The following is a 17,648-nucleotide window of genomic DNA, read 5'->3' as shown; positions in this document are numbered from 1 at the left end:
GAGCGGGATGCATCTTCCTCAATATAAACACCGGGGTAGGTCGGCGTGACAGTCATTATTATTCTCCAGTTGTGAATTAGCAACACCATTGAGCCTGGTACGATAATATTGTGCGATTATTGCTGTTCGACATTCTGGCTGAATTGCAGAATAATGAACTCTGCAGGCCGCACCGCTGCCATGCCGACTTTGATGATCATTTTTCCCTGACTGATATCGTCATCTGTCATGGTGAGTCCTTTACCAATCTGCACAAAATAGGCTTCTTTCTCCGTTGCACCAACAAGTGCTCCCTGCTGCCACAAACTGTGAAGATAGTTAGTAATGGCAGTACGAACTTTTTCCCAAGTGGGGGGATTGTTGGTTTCAAAGACCATCGACTGCATAGCCGTTTTAATATCCCGCTCTGCGCTGTCAAACAGGCGTCTTACCGGAACATATCGCCAGTTATCACTGTCTTCCAGCGTTCTTGCTCCCCAGACAACGGGCCCCCGATAATCTACCTGGCGAAGCATATTTATCGCCAGACCACTGTTAAACTTCCCCTGAAGCGTCGAAGTGACTTTATACTGGGGTTGATAACCTGCAGGAATAGCCATATTTGCCGGTGCCTTCCAGACACCGCGAGTCCTGTCGTTCTGATAATAGAATGCCGCCATGAGAGCACTTGCGGGTACTGGTATTGCAGCCCAGGAAGTGATCAAATTAGGGTAGTAGACTGCAGCATGGCTATTTTCAGAAAATGTGGCGCTGATATCCGTATTAACCGTTATTTCCCCGTCCATATAGTCGAGAAGTGCAAAAACACCGTGATCTTCATTACATAGCGAATTAATAGTATCAGCACTGATTTGCTGCCCCGCAGTGACTAATAGCGTAATGTCAGGGTGCAGTGGCACTTGCAAAGTCAGGCCCGATTTATTCACGACGTAACATGGGCCACCTCCATTTTCAAAATAGGTTCGAATTGAAATATCCGCAACAGACCCATCGTCGAACCCATCACCTTTGTTTCGTAGGTAATCCAGCCATGAATTGACCTTTGTTATTACCAAAAATTTGTCAGAGACCGCAAACACGGGGACAACCGTAGAGAGGTGACTTGCGGATAAAGCAGGGGAAGAATCTTCCTCTATATATACGCCAGGGTAGCTTGTTGTAACTGTCATATGATCTCCGCAGCTAACTGTTTGTCTGAATGGTAATGCGATCGGCCATCAATGCAATTTCTTCAATGGCAATCTCATTGCTGGTCGCATCCAGAGAAGGAGATGTTAATGACACCGGAAAAGCATTTGAAATATTCCAGGTCATCAACAACGTTGTTCCGGCCTCATCGGTGAGGCTGATTGTAATATCTTTTTTCTCTACTTTATTTAATGAAATGCTGTTAATCCAGTCATATAATTTGGACTCACCAGGAAATACACCTTTCCGTAATGTAATATTTACAGACTGTCTTTGCCCTGGCATTTTAAACCAGTTACCAATGCCGTCGCGGTACTCAATAGTGTCAAAGGCAATATTCAGTCCTGACACATTATTAAAAGGAATATCTTCGCTTCCCATCGATACAATAAATCTGTATGTCGGAATGGGATAAGATGTAGCAATCTGATCAACAGTTGTAGCCATAGTACTTCCCTCTTTGTAACGATTAATTAGAATAGTCTGCTGTAACCCGCCCATGGTTGTCTTTATCAAGCAGTGTCAAATCATCCGTGCTATTTCAGATTATTTCCCAATGCCTGCCGATATGTTTAACCGACATTTGCCTTATTTCTGCGTAACTACTGCTCATTAGTAGTGAGAGTGTTTTTATACTGCACAGAATACATATATGTATTATGTCAGGGCGTCAGCATATACCGAACCAGGTAAAGACTAACAGATGCGAGTTGCCAACCATGGCTAATTTTTGCTATCGGATTGTGCAATTTAAGCGTCATATATAAAAATTTCCCTACACCGTAAGGCAGAATGACTTTCCGCGAGACAGTTGCTGGCAACTTAGCGTGTTTAATGCGGTTTGACATCGTTATCAAAGCCGAGTGGCTGAGATGTGTAAATTCAATAAAATCTCATGCGCACTTTATATTTTGGATGAAGATATGTCATGAGAAGAACAATGTATTATTGCAATTGATAATAAACAATGCGGTTTTTTTACGATAAAAATTGGCCGCGTGGCGCACTTTATAGGATAAGTTCTCTCTCTACTATGAGTTGTGTCATCCCTGGACGAGGGGAAAATTATGAACTAATGAAGTAGCAGTATTTACAGTAATTTCTGATTATTTTTCCTTTAAGTGTAGATGTGCAGTAATTGATCTTGATGAAATATCAAAGAATAATTTCAGTGTATTTTTACAGAGGAATCGCAGCGGCGCTATCTACTATCAGAGTAATGCTGATGATAGGGTAGAACAATATTTCAATGGAATCCTTTACCTTCGGTGACATTAAAACGGTGACTGGTTTTTCCAAAGCGAAGCAGACCTAACAGGTTTGCGTACGGTCACTGGATCGTGATTTTTTCGCAAGACATTGATCCCTGGGTAATACTCTTGTTGACATTAGTGAATGAATCATGCACCCGTACATACCGCTTAATTCTCAGAATTCTTGTTAAACAATTCCCCTTAACATCACTATTTCATCACAATGAAAACCAAACTTTTCTGGCTTCCGCTACGACAGCAGGGGGCATTTGCCCCTGTCTGGTTTTTGATAATTGAAGAACTAAATGTTTCTTAAAGTAATGTTTAATGTTTCTGAAAGTAATGTTTAAGGCTCAAATATTATTTGCGCTGTTGTCTGATGAGTATCATATTTTGCACTAATGGAATCCAATTCCCGCTTGGTAGATGTTAAGCTGTAAGTCATTGTTGCAACACCATTTTTATCAGTCACGGATGTCGTTTGTGCTGCCTTGGAATTACCGCCTACTGTACCCCAGGTAATGGTTGCTCCCTGCATTGGGTTATGGGAAGAATCCACGAGTGTCACCATTACCTCTACAGGCGTACCGTCAGCTTTAGCGGCTGGCATTTCAACTGGGAACTGCAGTGAACCAAAAGTGGTTGCTGTGAAGGAAACTGATATGTCGGCATGGACGTTACCAGCAGTGGCAGTCAGAGTATCAGGACCAGCCATAATACTGGTAAAGGCTGCATTGGAGACACCATTTGACGTGGAGCCTGCTATATCCGGTGATGGTGTGGCAGAGATAGCACTCCAGGTAACTTGAGTGCCGTCCGCAACCCTATTTCCCTTGCTATCTGTGACGATAGCCTGGGGAGCAAGCACATCGATCCCATCGGCAATGGCGGTTGTGTCAGGATTGATATTGATGGTGATATTCGCAGGTTCACCGGGTACAAAGGTGGCGGACAGCTTGTCACTCTGACCGTTCATGGTGGCGGTCAGATTCACGGTCTCAGCTTTAACGTCTGTCAGAGTGACGGTGCTGATGCCGGACGTGTCTGTCGTCGATGTGGCGTTGCCAAATATCGCGCTTCCGTCAGCCGTCCAGTTGACGGTGATGTTCTGCACCGGATTACCGTGGCTGTCGGTAACGGTGGCATGAGCGTTGAGAGGCGTGGCGCCATCAGCCACCACATTATTGTTGTCCAGGGTGACCACAATGGTCGCGGCGGCACCGGCGACAAAGGTGGCGGACTGCGAGTCGCTCTGGCCGTTCACGGTGGCAGTCAGATTTACCGTCTCCGCCTTGCTGTCCGTCAGGGTGACGGTGCTGACGCCGGACGTATCGGTCTGCGTGGCGGTGCCGGGCGTCGCGCTGCCGCCTGATGTCCAGCTGACAATAGTGTCCGGCACAGCATTTCCCTTGCTGTCGGTAACGGTGGCATGAGCGTTGAGAGGCGTGGCGCCATCGGCCACCACATTATTGTTGTCCAGAGTGACCACAATGGTCGCGGCGGCACCGGCGACAAAGGTGGCGGACTGCGAGTCGCTCTGGCCGTTCACGGTGGCGGTCAGATTTACCGTCTCCGCCTTGCTGTCCGTCAGAGTGACGGTGCTGACGCCGGACGTATCGGTCTGCGTGGCGGTGCCGGGCGTCGCGCTGCCGCCTGATGTCCAGCTGACGGTGGTGTTCTGCAGCGGATTACCGTGGCTGTCGGTGACGATGGCATGGGCGTTGATCGGCGTGGCGCCATCAGCCACCACATTATTGTTATCCAGGGTGACCACAATGGTCGCGGCGGCACCGGCGACAAAGGTGGCGGACTGCGAGTCACTCTGGCCGTTCACGGAGGCGGTCAGATTTACCGTCTCCGCCTTGCTGTCCGTCAGGGTGACGGTGCTGACACCGGACGTATTGGTCTGCGTGGCGGTGCCGGGCGTCGCGCTGCCGCCCGATGTCCAGCTGACGGTGGTGTTCTGCAGCGGATTACCGTGGCTGTCGGTAACGGTGGCATGAGCGTTGAGAGGCGTGGCGCCATCAGCCACCACATTATTGTTATCCAGGGTGACCACAATGGTCGCGGCGGCACCGGCGACAAAGGTGGCGGACTGGGAGTCGCTCTGGCCGTTCACGGAGGCGGTCAGATTTACTGTCTCCGCCTTGCTGTCCGTCAGGGTGACGGTGCTGACGCCGGACGTATCGGTCTGCGTGGCGGTGCCGGGCGTCGCGCTGCCGCCTGATGTCCAGCTGACGGTGGTGTTCTGCACCGGGTTACCGTTACTGTCGGTGACGGTGACGGTGGCGTGGGCGTGGAGAGGCGTGGTGCCATCGGCCACCACGCTATTGTTGTCCAGGGTAACCACCACAGCAGTGGCTGCACCAGCCGTAAATACGATAGTTTGAGAAGCGGTTTTTCCACCAACTGTCGCGGTCAGGGTAACCGTCTCTGCCTTAGTGTCACTGAAGCTGACGCTGGAAACGCCTCCCGGATTGGTACCGGATGTTGCCGTTGCAGTTGGAGCAAACGTTGCGCTTCCGGTTATTGACCACTGCACTGGGACGTCAGCAATAGGTTGGTTGTTATCATCGATAACAGTGGCTTGAGCGGTATCCACACTACCGGTGGCGGTGGTGTTGCTGGTTACGGTTAGATTCACTTTTGCCACATTCTGCGAAATGAAATTGGCAACAACAGACTCACTTTTCCCAGCGGCTGTTGCTTTCAGCGTGACACTACCTGCTTTTTTATTGCTGAAATGCACGCTGGCGTTACCATGGTTGTCGGTGGTGCTGTCGCTGTTAATGATTACCGCGCCGCTATTTACGGCCCAGCTCACCGGAACGTTGGCCATCGCGTTGCCATCTGTATCTTTTATAGTGACCTGGCCTGTGTCTTGTTCATTGCTGTCAGCGGCGGCGCTATTATGAGTGAGCACCAGGTTTAGGGCTTCTACAGAAGGTATAAAGGAGGAATGAATACTTTGGGTGACGGCACCAGATGAGGCCTTTACGCTAACCTGCTCAGCAAAAGTGTTGGTCAACCGGACAGATGTCTGACCATTACCGTCAGTCACACTCGTAGTGGTGCTGAGTTTTGCGTGACCATCACTGCTCCAGTTGATAGCTGCATTTTTCACCGGGCTACCGCTTGCGGTAACGGCCTTGACCGTAATCTCGTTAGCAGTGGTACCATCAGCAGGGCTGTTATCTTTGATGCTATACAGCTTAAGGTCAGTGAGAACATCATCTCGATCCTTCTTTTTATACTGCAGAACGATTTCATTATTACGATCGACCAGATCGTAACGACTGCCGTTGAGCTGACGTAACCCGTCAACCTCCGCAGGTGATATTTGCGATTTGAATGATTGACCGAAAGAATATCTGAAATTGAGTGTGAATTGTGTTTCGTTAGTAGAGTCTTGTCCTTGCTTATAGTCAACTCCGGCGGTAATTAGGGGTATTGGCGTATAGTTAAGCCCAACGGTTACCGCAGAGGGATTACTCTGCAAATGATCTTTATCAAATAATGCCACGTCGCTGCCATAGTACTTTTCGAATATGACTTTAGCACCGAGCTGCGGCAGGGAAGGGAGGTATCCTTCGGCTCTTAAGTCAAAACCATTTGCAGGCTTCTCATAATAATCGTCAAAATCACGAGAATTATGCCAATCACTAATTGCAAGATAGGTATTAGCAGAAAACTTAAGATAGTTTTTCCATGCCTCGGCACCAAAACCAATACGCTTGTTTTGGCCGGTAAAGTCATTATCAAAAAATATATTCCCGCCATACATCCAGTTTTCATTGAATGTTCGTATTCCCAGACCGAAATTACCGGTGGTACGACCATCCGGGGCCCTTAAACCTAACTGGGTAAAAGCATATGCGTGTTTGTTGGTATAAATTGGCATCAACAAATCAACAGCGCTATTGTCCCAATTACCGCTGTCGTCCACGTTGAGCTGTACTCTGGCCGTACCAAACTGCTGTAGCCAGTGTTCGACGCTATCGGCCGCATAGTTGCTGGCCATAGAGGCAGCAACGTTAGATGCAGACTGTGAAACGGGAGCTGGTGCTCCGGCGGGGGCGATTTCTTGTGTAGAAGAAGGGGCGGCATCAATCACTGGACTAAAAACTAATGCCGAAAAAGTAGGCAGGATCTGCATCCCGACCATTAAATAGGCGATAATGTGCTGACGAATTTTTTTAACTTTCATAGTTTAATTTCATCAAAATAATATTGTGTGGAAAGACAAAAGGAGTATCCGATACCAATCTATAATTACAAGGACTGCTCATGTAACTTTAAATTACAGAGATTTAAGAACACTAATATACTTTATCAATTTTGAAGAATGTAAAGTGTGCTTTTTTTACAAGGTGCGTATCTAAATTAAGTGAATGCAACATTATTTTTGATGATTGGTTTTATTGTATTGTGTAATCCAAATTTGGATTAATCAAAAAATAATTTATTTCGCGCGTATTTCGGAAGGTTTATTTGGACTCGCTGAGGTACTTTTGTATTCCCAGAGTGAAATGTGTGTCTGGGATAAGGAAATCGGGGAAAAAAGTCTGAGGTTGAATTTTGAGCATTCCATTCGTGATGCTCTTTTTCCTGAGTATACACATCAGCAAATTAGTTTTTCACTTAAATAGAACTCGAGGAGTTAAATTATGACAAATGTAATTACCGTAGACATTAACGCGGAGAGTATCCCGGCGGATTCTAAAACAACATCAACTATCACCGCTACGCTGACTGATGGCACTGATCCAATTTTAACATCAACCAATCTGACCTTTACCGTTACCCCTGCAATGGGGTGCGAATTATCATCCACGACTCAGGAGACCAGTACAAGCGATGGCACCGCTTCGATAACAGCGACTGCGTCCTTACCGGGTAGCTACACTATTACAGTGTCCGAAACGAATGATGAGTTGGTGAAAACTACTGGCACGCTAAATGCGGTTATGCCTTATACCATCACGGTGGCTCCGACAACGAATCTTATCGCTTCATTGAATGAAGCCATCGAATTGCGTGCCACCGTTCAGGATTCCATCACTGGCGACCCTATCGTTGGAGTTGATGTCAACTGGTCCGTCGATACCGGAGGACTTTTTGTTAAATTAGATTCAGCTACTTTACCAACTGATTCTTCGGGTATGGTGATTAACAGGGCAACATGCAGTAGCCAAGGCGTTCTTGGTTCAATCGTGGCTAGGACTGGAACTCTGACCGCGGCATCGTGTGATGTGTTCTTCAGTGCACCGACGGTGCCGGTCGTGTCAATTCTTAACGCTGATGACGATCATTTGCTGACTGCTGCTGAGATTGCAGAGGGTGTTTACGCTTATATCCCCGACCCGAATAAAGGTCCTTATACTGGGGGCGATAAAATTACGCTCTACTGGGGGAAAGGATCGCAGGTGGTGGATTCAAAACAGTTCCCGTTGGATTCTACGACTACGTTCCCGATCCCGGTTAATATCAAAAGTCTCTTTAGTTCTGATTGTCTGCAAAATGGTGATTATGACGTTTTCTACGTTTTCACCGATATTACCCAGAACACTCACTGTTCACGGGATTTCCCGTTGACTGTCGACGGCGTCGTGCCACCTACTGATCTTCCTGCCCCGACGTTCCCTGAGGCGACCAATAACACCATTAACGCGGATGTAGCTGCAGGGGGAACCACTATCCTGATCCGCTATTCAGGCATGGCTGTAAGTGACACCGTGACCGTCAACTGGCAGGAGTTCAATACTAACAATGACCCCGTGGCTAGCTCGACATATTCAACAACCTTCATGGTAAGTGAGAAAGATGTTTCATCAGGGTTCCATGCTGAGCCGATTCCTGAGAGTTACATTACAGCGATGAAAACCAAGGGTACTGCACAGGCTTCCTATACTGTGCTGCATAACGATGGCACTACCCAAGTCTCGGCGATTGCGACAGTAAATGTCGTTATTTACTAATCAAACAGTGTGATGTGTGGAACAGCAGCCTGGTTTCTGGCTGCTGTTTTCATATTTGTCATAACATTTACAGAAGATTATGTGATGAATACTTCAATGCAAACCAAAAGTAATGCCCCTGTTCAGAGTCAGGGTAGCTACATCATCCAGAGCGTAACATCATCCCCCATAGCCGCGCTGCCGGGGACTCCAATCATACTGACTGCGGTGATTCAAAATACGGATGGAACCCCGGCGAAAGCAGGTGTCTCTGTGCAGTGGAAACTTGAAACAGGTGAGCTCTATATCTCACTGTCCGGTGACACTTCAGCCACCGATGATGCGGGGGTAGCCTATATTCAGGCTGTGGCAAGTGCGCCTTCCGGAGGCAGAGTCCGTATCAGTGTTGATGGTGCGTCCATACAGTGCGGCCTCCACTTCAGCGATCCTCTTTTTGCAGCCCCTCTTGTTTTAAATGCCGAAATGGACCATCACCTGGATGGCAATGAAATCGAATCGGGTGTCGGGGTTTATATTCCGGCCCCCCCTGACAATATCGTTCCTCAGCCTGGTGATGTGATAACTTTCAATTGGGATGGCGTCGAAAGTCTATCCTATTCTGTACCAAATCCACCTGTTTTTCCTTACTACATTGATGTTTCACAGCGTTTTACTGCTAACTGTTTTTATGATGGCTTCTACGAATTACTTTATGACTATACGACGTTAGTCGGGAATATGCATAGTTCGATGTCTTTCCCATTGGAAATCACAGGTAACCCTGCGCCCGCGACATTACCATCGCCAACGTTCCCTGACGTGGATGCTACCGGGTCACTCATCTATAAGTCAGTGATGGATAACGCGGGTACAGATATGAAGGTCTCTTATCCGGGAATGGCTGAAGGTGACGTGGTTACGGCGAAATGGTATGGATATCAGACCTCAGCCAGTTCACCAATACCAGGAACAACCTGGAGTCAGCCACGGACACTGACGGCCCAGGATATTGTGGCACAGTACACACTATTTCACATTCCAGACACTGTCATTACGCCTGCAGTTGATGCAAATGCACAGGGCAACTATCAAGTAGTGTCTTTGAATGGTAGTTCGGCATTATCCGGTAATGCGGATGTAAAGATTATCAGCGCACGTGAGATTACCATCACGGAACAAATGGAGGACAATGGGCTTTACCCTCTGATTTATCCTGGTAAAACAGGCAAAGTAACATTTACTATCGATACCAATTTCGCCTCAGATGTGGCAGGCTCGCGTATTCATTTTGTTGCCCCTACCGGAACTACGCTGGTGAACGCCTCAATCCCGGATTTGGAGGGTAGTTATTCATTTGATGCCAATACTGGCAATCTGACCCTCACCAAGGACGGTGTTGTCTGGAGCACCTGTACCCTGACTTTGCAGGCAAGCAGCAGCGCCACGCCACTAACATCGATCTCAGACGGTTCTGCCCAGTATTTCTTTGCGGATGGTTCGCCAGTCGGGGGAGTGGCTCCTATTACTGTTAATTTCTCTTGCGCCTGGGATTATGTGACTGACGTCAGTTGCCTCATTGCCATGGAATCTTCCAGTGATACATATGAAAACACGGGCACGCTATTTATGAACGGTGCCAGCGACAGCAGTGGGGAGTTCAAGGCTCACTGCATTCCAGTTTTCAGGGGATTCACTTTTACTATGGCTGATGGGATCCCCGCCCCGTCAAAAGAAGAAGTCCAAAATGCGTTAACCCTGGTTAACAAAAATGGGGAGGTCCTATTAGGGGCGGGACTTATTGATACTGCCAGGTATACAGATTTTAAACAGCCTTATAACAATAGATCGAGCTCTGAGCCAACACCCCAGGTATCCTATTCGATTGAACTCGATCCACTTGCCATCTGGTGTTCCAGAAATTACAGCGACACTTTACCAACAGACGATCTTTCTGTTTGTATGCAGCTTCGTGCTGAAAAGACGGATGGCACTTATACATTTAATTCTGATAGTGACAAGGGAGTTAGTCTTGGTATCAATTTTACGGCCATGAAAAAATATCAAAACTCCAATTATACTGGAGGTAGTAATTATATTTTGATTAACAGTAATGATGGCGATTATTATCATTATCACAATAATGGTGAGGTGCGAAAGGTTGGCACAACTCATCTTAAACGTTTATTTCGGGTTTCTATAGATTCAACTCCTGAGAACTCAAGATATGTCTTTAAGTTTTTTTGGTTTGAAAAATATAATTTTGACCATGTGGTGCCTGCAGGGGATTATTTCGAATATGGCCGTGAGATAGATTCTATTTATATCAAAGGAATGTCTCTTTCAGGTCAGCCCCAGTGGACCAATTATGGCCAACATTTAATATTACCACCACCATACGGTGTCCCTTGTTCTATGAATAATACATACATATATCCTGATCAACCTATAATAGGATATACGGGAACTCACGAAGCTCATGGTTGGGCGTGTTCGGGTTCCATTAATGCTAATGTTGACAGCCTTGTCGTTAATTCTGGAGAGCTTGTCTTCGCAGGGCTTTCTATTGACTATGAATCTTCGTCAGAAGGGGTTGAATTCAAAAGTAATAACATGTCAGACAGTAGTGATCATTCCCGTCTTCACCTGATTGATAATTTCGGGAATCATGTTTATATGAATCCTGTATGTGGTGCCGGTGTGGACTCGCTCACACTGACAATGCAGATTAACACTAAATAACCTGAGTTCTGATTAAGCCATTGTCAATGTCGTTATGTCTGGACGAGATATTTTGATTGATGGCTTATTCTCTCGCAGAAAGTATGCAACCTGGACTACCCTCATAAATGTGGTGTCTCTGACTGGGAACATCACAGCAAGTGACTGGTTGATTATCGAGCTAAATAAATAGGGATTGTCAATTCCATCAAAATGACTACCAGCTTAAATTATACCTTGCCTAAAATGACGCTAAACAGTTATATGGATACCTGACTGATTCCAGTACTCGCAGATCATGCTGCTCTACAACCCCCTTGAAGAGCATACTGATTTTCAGAATGAGCAATACTCCGCCGATTATCAGTAAAGTCTGTTTATCTCCGAAGCTTACGGGATTTAACCTTTTCTGAAATTACAGTGGAGTGTTTCGAAGCGATGGCTGAACGGCATTATTGCCTGAAAAGAGGCATAAATAGGGTTCTGATGGTGCGGGTCAGCCATGAATCTGTCAATAAAATCACAGCGCTTTTCGATGTAATTCTACCGTAAAATCATAATAATCATTTAGACACCAGGTTCGGGTACATTCGACGGGTTTGTCATCGTGAGTAAAACCAGTGCGAGTTACCAGCAAAAGTGGTTCGTGTTCCTTGATATTCAAATGATGAGCCAGTTTGCTATCGGTTGCTACTGCACTGAAACGTTGGGTTGCTCTTAGCACTGGCGAACCTTTTTTTTCCAGATGCAGGTACAAAGATTCATCGAGTTCGTTGATTTTATCCAAAAGATAAGAAGGCAAAATTGCAGTTTGAAGGGAAACAGCGATGCCATTTATCTTTCTCACCCGGGTCAGTTCCACCACCTCGTTTTTACCTTCCTGTAATTGTAAAATATTACTTTCCTCTGCTGTGGACGCCCGACGAAGATAGCCTACCAGTTCGCTTTTCGCTTCTCCTCCGCAGGCATCAGCCATCTCGCTAAAACTTTCCAGCAGTGGCTGCGACTGGCGCACATGTGGTGCGATGAAAGTTCCCGAGCCCTGGTTGCGAATAATCACCCTCTCTTTTAGCAACTGCTGTAGTGCCTTGCGTGCTGTTCCACGCGCGATTTTCAGCATATCAACTAATGTACGTTCAGATGGCACAGCATCTCCAGGACGCATTCTCCCCGCCGCAATTTCTGCCTTGATAGCATTTACCAATTGCATATACAGCGGCATCGCACTGGCATTGTCCAGATGAAATACCGGAGACTGAGTTGCAGACATTTTCCCTCCAGGTGCTCGTGTAAAACGCATTTTAGATGAACCAATTTTTATCCACTTATACAGCATATGTCACCGTCAGAATCCATTGAAGAGGATAAAAAAGCGATATTGCGGTCACATAATGACCTTTTTCTTATGGTAAAGTATTCAGAAGTTCACTTAATGTTCACAAGTGGTGCACTATTGGTTCATTGATAATTACGATCAAATCTCAGATTCAGGTGATTATATGCAAGGAAACTTTTTCGTTATCATGCAGCGTCTCGGCAAAGCACTAATGCTGCCTATCGCTGTACTCCCTGTGGCCGGTTTGCTGCTGAGGTTGGGGCAACCGGATGTGTTTAACATCATTTTTATTACCAAAGCCGGGCAAACCCTGTTTGATAATTTACCGCTACTCTTCGCTATCGGTATTAGCGGGGGTTTTGCTAAAGATAACCATTGTGCTGCCAGTCTGGCAGGGACAATTGGCTATCTGGTGCTGACATCGGTGATGCAGGCGATTAACCCAGAACTGAATATGGGCGTTCTCTCCGGCATTCTTACCGGGGTACTTGCTGGTGTACTGTACAACCGCTACCAAAACATTAAATTGCCGGAATATCTGGCTTTCTTTGGCGGTAAGCGTTTTGTGCCCATCGCTACAGGCTTAAGCTGTCTGCTGCTCGGAGTTGTTCTTGCATGGGCATGGACGCCCGTACAACAGGGCGTCAACGCTGTGGGCAATTGGCTGGTCGCTTCTGGTCCGATTGGCCCGTTTGTATATGGCATTCTGAACGTGATTTTCCGCGTCGTCGGTCTGCACCATATCGTCAACTCGTTGGTTTGGTTTGTTTTTGGCTCATTCACTACCGCTGATGGAACCATTGTCACCGGAGATATTCATCGCTTCTTTGCCGGAGACCCTTCTGCCGGAGCGTTTATGGCGGGTTATTTCCCGGTATTCATGTTCGCCCTGCCAGCGGCCTGTCTGGCGATGTACCACGCGGCTCCCAAAGATAAACGTCCTGCCGTCGCTGGGCTTTTCTTGTCTCTGGCTTTGACCACTTTCCTGACCGGCATCACCGAGCCAGTAGAGTACACGTTCCTGTTCCTTTCCCCACTGCTATATGGCATTCATGCGGTGCTAACCGGTTTGTCAATGGCGGTTTGCCAGATTCTCGGTATCAAACTCGGGTTCACGTTCTCTGCTGGGTTGATTGATTACGTCCTGTCGTTTGGTCTGGCCTCTCATCCACTTTTGATGTTGCCTGTCGGCATTGTCTGGGCGTTGCTTTACTACTTTCTGTTTCGTTTATTTATCAGCCGTTTCAATCTCGCCACGCCAGGGAGAGAAGAAAACGAAAGCTCTGTGCCTACCACTGGAGAAGCACATCAGTTAGCCAGCGCTTATCTTGGTGTCCTGGGTGGAAAAGAAAATCTCTTAAATATTGATGCCTGCATTACCCGTCTTCGTCTCGAAATCGCCGATATGAGTATCATTGATGAGCCTGAACTAAAAAAACTCGGGGCGATGGGGGTCGTAAAACACAGTGATAACGGTTTACAGGTGATTGTTGGAACACAGGCGGAAATTATCGCCGGTGAAATGCGTGAATTAGTTAATCAATAAAGGTATCTCTTTTTATGAAACACAAGCGTTTACTTGACTGTTGTGCATCTGATTTCGTTAGCATGGATAAAAACGCGCTACTGTACGCGATCCGCGCCAGTGAAGGGCGGGTGATGGTCAGTGAAACCATCGCAATTACCCAGCCGCTGCTAAATAATGTCACGAATGCAGAACTGGTTGCGTCCCAAGGGGCGGATATCCTGCTGATTAATATGTTTGATAGTGAAGCGCCCATGATTCAGGGGATGCCGGCCGGTATTCCACCGGAGCAAATGCTGCATGAATTACAGCGTCTGACCGGACGGATCATTGGCGTTAACCTTGAAGCCGTTGATCCTGAATTTGCGAGCAACCATGAGGATATCTGGAAAATGAAGCCAGGTCGTGCAGCAACTAAAGAGAATGCTCTCAGGCTGGTTGAAATGGGTGCAAAGATTCTGGTGCTGACGGGTAACCCCAATAATGGCGTCAGTAATCAGGCTTTAGGACTCGCGGTGAAAGACATTCGTGAAGCCGTTGGCGACAGAGCAATTATCATCAGCGGCAAAATGCACGGTGCAGGGCTGGTTCAGGAGAGCGGCAGCGCTATTATCACTGAAAAAGATGTCGCCTGGTTTGCTGGGCAAGGTGCGGATGTCGTGTTGATTCCTGCACCAGGTACGGTGCCTGGTATGAGTCAGCAAAAAGTCACTGCGTTAATTGATTGTGCCCACGCGCACGGTGTGCTGGCCATGACGGCAATTGGTACATCACAGGAGGGCGCAGATATCAGTACGATTCGCCAGATCGCCCTAATGAGCAAAATGGCGGGGGCTGACCTGCATCATATCGGCGATACGGGTTATATGGGAATGGCTCTCCCGGAGAATATTCTGGCTTACAGTATTGCTATTCGCGGAGTCAGGCATACTTATACTCGTGTAGCACGTTCAATAAATCGTTAGATGTGCCAGCGATACCCTAAATGCAGAGTGAGTAGGGTATCGCTGTTTTTAAATGGCGTTTAATCAAAATTAATGTTTACAACATTCAATCAGATTTAAGAATCTTATCCGATTTCAATATATAGATTCATTGTGTTTTTGGTTGGGCATATTTTTTGAATGTACTCATCCAGGGTGTTACCTATTAATGGTAAACGGTTTTATTCAAGTCGGTTTTTATTTGGTGTCCGGAGGGACTATGTTAAGTCAGGCTGAAAAAGTAAAAGAAAGTCATCATGTACAAGCCTGTGAGAAAGTGAATCACGGTGAATTGGCTGAAATTGATAGCAGTAAAAAAGTATTAATCGTTGGATATTCCCCTACAGGGGGAGGACATACAGCCAGAACGTTAAATATTGTTCAGAAGGCAATATCCCAGAACACGTTGAAAGAAGGTGACTCTGTTATATTGTATGTTCCTCCTCGTTGGGAAGGAAATCAACGTCCAGAACAATTAATAAAGTTGTCTGAAGAATTAACCAAAAAATCGATTTCTGTCAAACTTGTTGAATCGGAAAAGCCTGTTTACGGTTATCTTGATAAAGCAACCGGTGGTTCTGATGATGCACGTATTCTTGAGCGGATTGCATTGTCTCCTCTGCGCAATGAGAAGATGGACTTTCTAAAACAATATTTTGAAGAAAAGCTATTGCAACCAAGTGTATCAGACATTACAGATTATAATTCTGAAATTAAAATCAATGAATTGCCTCGGATGTCTGCTAATACGCTTATTGACGAACTCGTGGGTAATTACGGAGTGGAAAATGTATACGTTCTCTCTGATATGGATCCTGCATTGCAAAAAGCGGCAAATAATAATGGGGTCATCGGTACTCATCGTCTGGATCAACAAAATCATGCAATACTATTAGATATAAATGCCCCTCATTTAAATATCGAAATGAGAAAAGCCGTTCTGGCAAAAGTGCTAGGTGGAAGGGGGGAGCAAATATCTCATATTAGCCTCGGTGGAAAGAATACATTAAACACCGCCGTCAAGATATTAGATGAACTTGGTATTAAAGAAGAGGATACTATTCATGAGGCTAAGAATAAAATCCATCAAGTAATTATTGATTCAGCATTGGATGTAAAAGATATAGAAGCCAAGTTTGATAAGGGTATCTATTCTGGGGTCATAAAAGGTAACGAAGTAAAAAATATCGATGATATTGATAAAGTAATATATATTTATGCGCATATGAAAACACCTATAATCGCCAGACATGTATTGAATAAGATTAAAAATAATGATTCCGATTACAATAAGAAGGTGTTTGTTTTTTGTGGTGCTAAAGCAACGGGGGATCATAATGCTATGCATTTGGCATATTTGGCTGATGCTGATGGTATTACAACGTCTGGCGCAGGAACCAGTGGGGAGTTCGTCTATCTGCACAAATGTGCAGGGGCTAAATCTAATTTACTGAGTCTCCCCATTGAGGGGCACAATGAGCAGGAAGCTATTACAGATGCATTGTTCCAGCACCTGTCGACCAGGGAGCATATATTACGACCAGACTCCGGAGAGCGTTTAGAACAGGGCGCGAAAATTGACGAACTGGTCAGAAAAAAAGTAAGGACGGAAACTGATCATGTCGTTACTTATAAAAGATTTATTACCGCGTTGAAAAATAATGTTACCTATGTCGATCAGGCTCATGATATCTTATTTAGACATGAACAATTAGACAGGGAGGCATTTGACTACCAAAATATTCAGCAGGATATGTACAAAAACTCAAATTTAAAAGGTGCCCGACATTACCTTAAGCTTGTTTTTCAATTGCTAAATTATTTAACAAGTCAATCAGATCCATTTCCAGTAACAACAAAATTTAAGGAGAGTTCACAAGGAGAGAAATTTTCTTCGATGGAGGAAATACGCAATTTATTCAATAATCCAAAATTAATGGAAGAAACATTACATCTAACTGACGAAAAAAGTGTAGAGTCATTACCACTGATCAATGATGTCAGGCGCTTGATTAAATTAGACAATTTAAACTCTGAAGAGGGGAGGCAAGGCTTTATTAAGTTGAAAGATAAATTTGGTCATTATATGACGACAGGTTTTTAGTTATTGCAATTTGCCAGTGCTTGCAACCGCTTAATTTAAAGATAAGAATCCTGTGAATTGTGCGTTGGGATAAACATGGGGTCTGCTATGTGTTCGTCGCCCGCGCAATGGTTGCTTTCGCTGGTACTGGCAATTAACAGTGCAGGGTCACTTAAAGCGCTGAAGCGCTTCTCCAGGGATTCCCATGCACTTTGGCAGTAGTGATACCTGAAAATATTCTCATCAGCCTCCAGAGCAACATGAACTGCTGACTGGTAGTGGTTCCTGTGCGGAGCTACAGCGACCCTTTGAATCCTGTTTCAGTTATGTTTAGGGGGGGAAGGGGGGGACTCGCTTAGCTCGCCGTTACTCGGCTCATCCCAGGGATTCGCCCCTGCGGGGCCAGCGCGAATGCTGTTCAAAATTGCTCCCGGCATTTTTGTGACGGGCAGCCCACTCACTGCGTTTGTGGTCTGTCCAACTGGCTGCGCCAGTTGTCGACCCCCGGTCGGGGATTCTCATCCCCCCGGTGTGTGCAATATTGACTAGTCCTGATATAGGTTGACAGTTTTTTGTCTGTAAAACGCCTGATGAACATCATCAGG

At 46.0% G+C, this 17,648-nt stretch carries 9 protein-coding genes; 5 read left to right on the top strand and 4 right to left on the bottom strand.

Features of this window, described 5'->3' with window-relative positions:
* Positions 1-116: 116 nt before the first annotated feature.
* The 3 genes from CJP72_RS18425 to CJP72_RS18415 form a co-directional block, all read right to left on the bottom strand.
* Positions 117-1,169: a phage tail sheath family protein gene (locus tag CJP72_RS18425; protein WP_162382787.1), complete on the bottom strand. Its 1,053-nt coding sequence runs from the start codon at positions 1,167-1,169 to the stop codon at positions 117-119.
* Between the two features lie 13 nt (positions 1,170-1,182).
* Positions 1,183-1,635: a phage tail protein gene (locus CJP72_RS18420; protein ID WP_162382786.1), complete on the bottom strand. Its 453-nt coding sequence runs from the start codon at positions 1,633-1,635 to the stop codon at positions 1,183-1,185.
* 1,152 nt (positions 1,636-2,787) lie between these two features.
* Positions 2,788-6,648, bottom strand: a complete 3,861-nt coding sequence (locus CJP72_RS18415) for an Ig-like domain-containing protein (protein ID WP_162382785.1) — start codon at positions 6,646-6,648, stop codon at positions 2,788-2,790.
* Between the two features lie 460 nt (positions 6,649-7,108).
* Here CJP72_RS18415 and CJP72_RS18410 point away from each other — a divergent pair, with 460 nt between their 5' ends.
* Together CJP72_RS18410 and CJP72_RS18405 are read left to right on the top strand one after the other, a co-directional pair.
* Positions 7,109-8,419 (top strand): hypothetical protein, encoded by a 1,311-nt coding sequence (locus CJP72_RS18410; protein ID WP_162382784.1) that lies wholly within the window; start codon positions 7,109-7,111, stop codon positions 8,417-8,419.
* An 84-nt stretch (positions 8,420-8,503) separates the two neighbouring features.
* Complete coding sequence (locus CJP72_RS18405) at positions 8,504-11,137, top strand: hypothetical protein (RefSeq protein WP_162382783.1); 2,634 nt, start codon at positions 8,504-8,506, stop codon at positions 11,135-11,137.
* Between the two features lie 499 nt (positions 11,138-11,636).
* Here CJP72_RS18405 and CJP72_RS18400 read toward each other — a convergent pair whose 3' ends face one another.
* The gene (locus CJP72_RS18400; protein ID WP_162382782.1) at positions 11,637-12,386 is read right to left on the bottom strand and encodes a GntR family transcriptional regulator; all 750 of its coding nucleotides are present in this window, start codon (positions 12,384-12,386) and stop codon (positions 11,637-11,639) included.
* Between the two features lie 229 nt (positions 12,387-12,615).
* Between CJP72_RS18400 and nagE the strand changes: the two genes are divergently transcribed.
* The 3 genes from nagE to CJP72_RS18385 all read left to right on the top strand — a co-directional run bounded on the left by nagE (position 12,616) and on the right by CJP72_RS18385 (position 17,064).
* Positions 12,616-13,998: an N-acetylglucosamine-specific PTS transporter subunit IIBC gene (nagE, locus tag CJP72_RS18395; RefSeq protein ID WP_162382781.1), complete on the top strand. Its 1,383-nt coding sequence runs from the start codon at positions 12,616-12,618 to the stop codon at positions 13,996-13,998.
* A gap of 14 nt (positions 13,999-14,012) precedes the next feature.
* Positions 14,013-14,942, top strand: coding sequence for a DUF7916 family protein (locus CJP72_RS18390; protein WP_162382780.1), 930 nt, complete (start codon positions 14,013-14,015; stop codon positions 14,940-14,942).
* A 238-nt stretch (positions 14,943-15,180) separates the two neighbouring features.
* Positions 15,181-17,064, top strand: a complete 1,884-nt coding sequence (locus tag CJP72_RS18385) for a hypothetical protein (protein WP_162382779.1) — start codon at positions 15,181-15,183, stop codon at positions 17,062-17,064.
* Positions 17,065-17,648 lie beyond the last annotated feature (584 nt).

This window comes from Citrobacter sp. NCU1 (genome assembly GCF_010231475.1).
Lineage (GTDB): Bacteria > Pseudomonadota > Gammaproteobacteria > Enterobacterales > Enterobacteriaceae > Citrobacter_D.
Note: the sequence above shows the minus strand (reverse complement) of the source record. Positions and strands in the feature narration are given on the sequence as shown.

Coding starts and splice junctions, on each gene's coding strand:
- CJP72_RS18425 (WP_162382787.1), bottom strand. CDS start 1,169: ATGACAGTTACAACAAGCTACCCTGGCGTATATATAGAGGAAGATTCT.
- CJP72_RS18420 (WP_162382786.1), bottom strand. CDS start 1,635: ATGGCTACAACTGTTGATCAGATTGCTACATCTTATCCCATTCCGACA.
- CJP72_RS18415 (WP_162382785.1), bottom strand. CDS start 6,648: ATGAAAGTTAAAAAAATTCGTCAGCACATTATCGCCTATTTAATGGTC.
- CJP72_RS18410 (WP_162382784.1), top strand. CDS start 7,109: ATGACAAATGTAATTACCGTAGACATTAACGCGGAGAGTATCCCGGCG.
- CJP72_RS18405 (WP_162382783.1), top strand. CDS start 8,504: ATGAATACTTCAATGCAAACCAAAAGTAATGCCCCTGTTCAGAGTCAG.
- CJP72_RS18400 (WP_162382782.1), bottom strand. CDS start 12,386: ATGTCTGCAACTCAGTCTCCGGTATTTCATCTGGACAATGCCAGTGCG.
- nagE (WP_162382781.1), top strand. CDS start 12,616: ATGCAAGGAAACTTTTTCGTTATCATGCAGCGTCTCGGCAAAGCACTA.
- CJP72_RS18390 (WP_162382780.1), top strand. CDS start 14,013: ATGAAACACAAGCGTTTACTTGACTGTTGTGCATCTGATTTCGTTAGC.
- CJP72_RS18385 (WP_162382779.1), top strand. CDS start 15,181: ATGTTAAGTCAGGCTGAAAAAGTAAAAGAAAGTCATCATGTACAAGCC.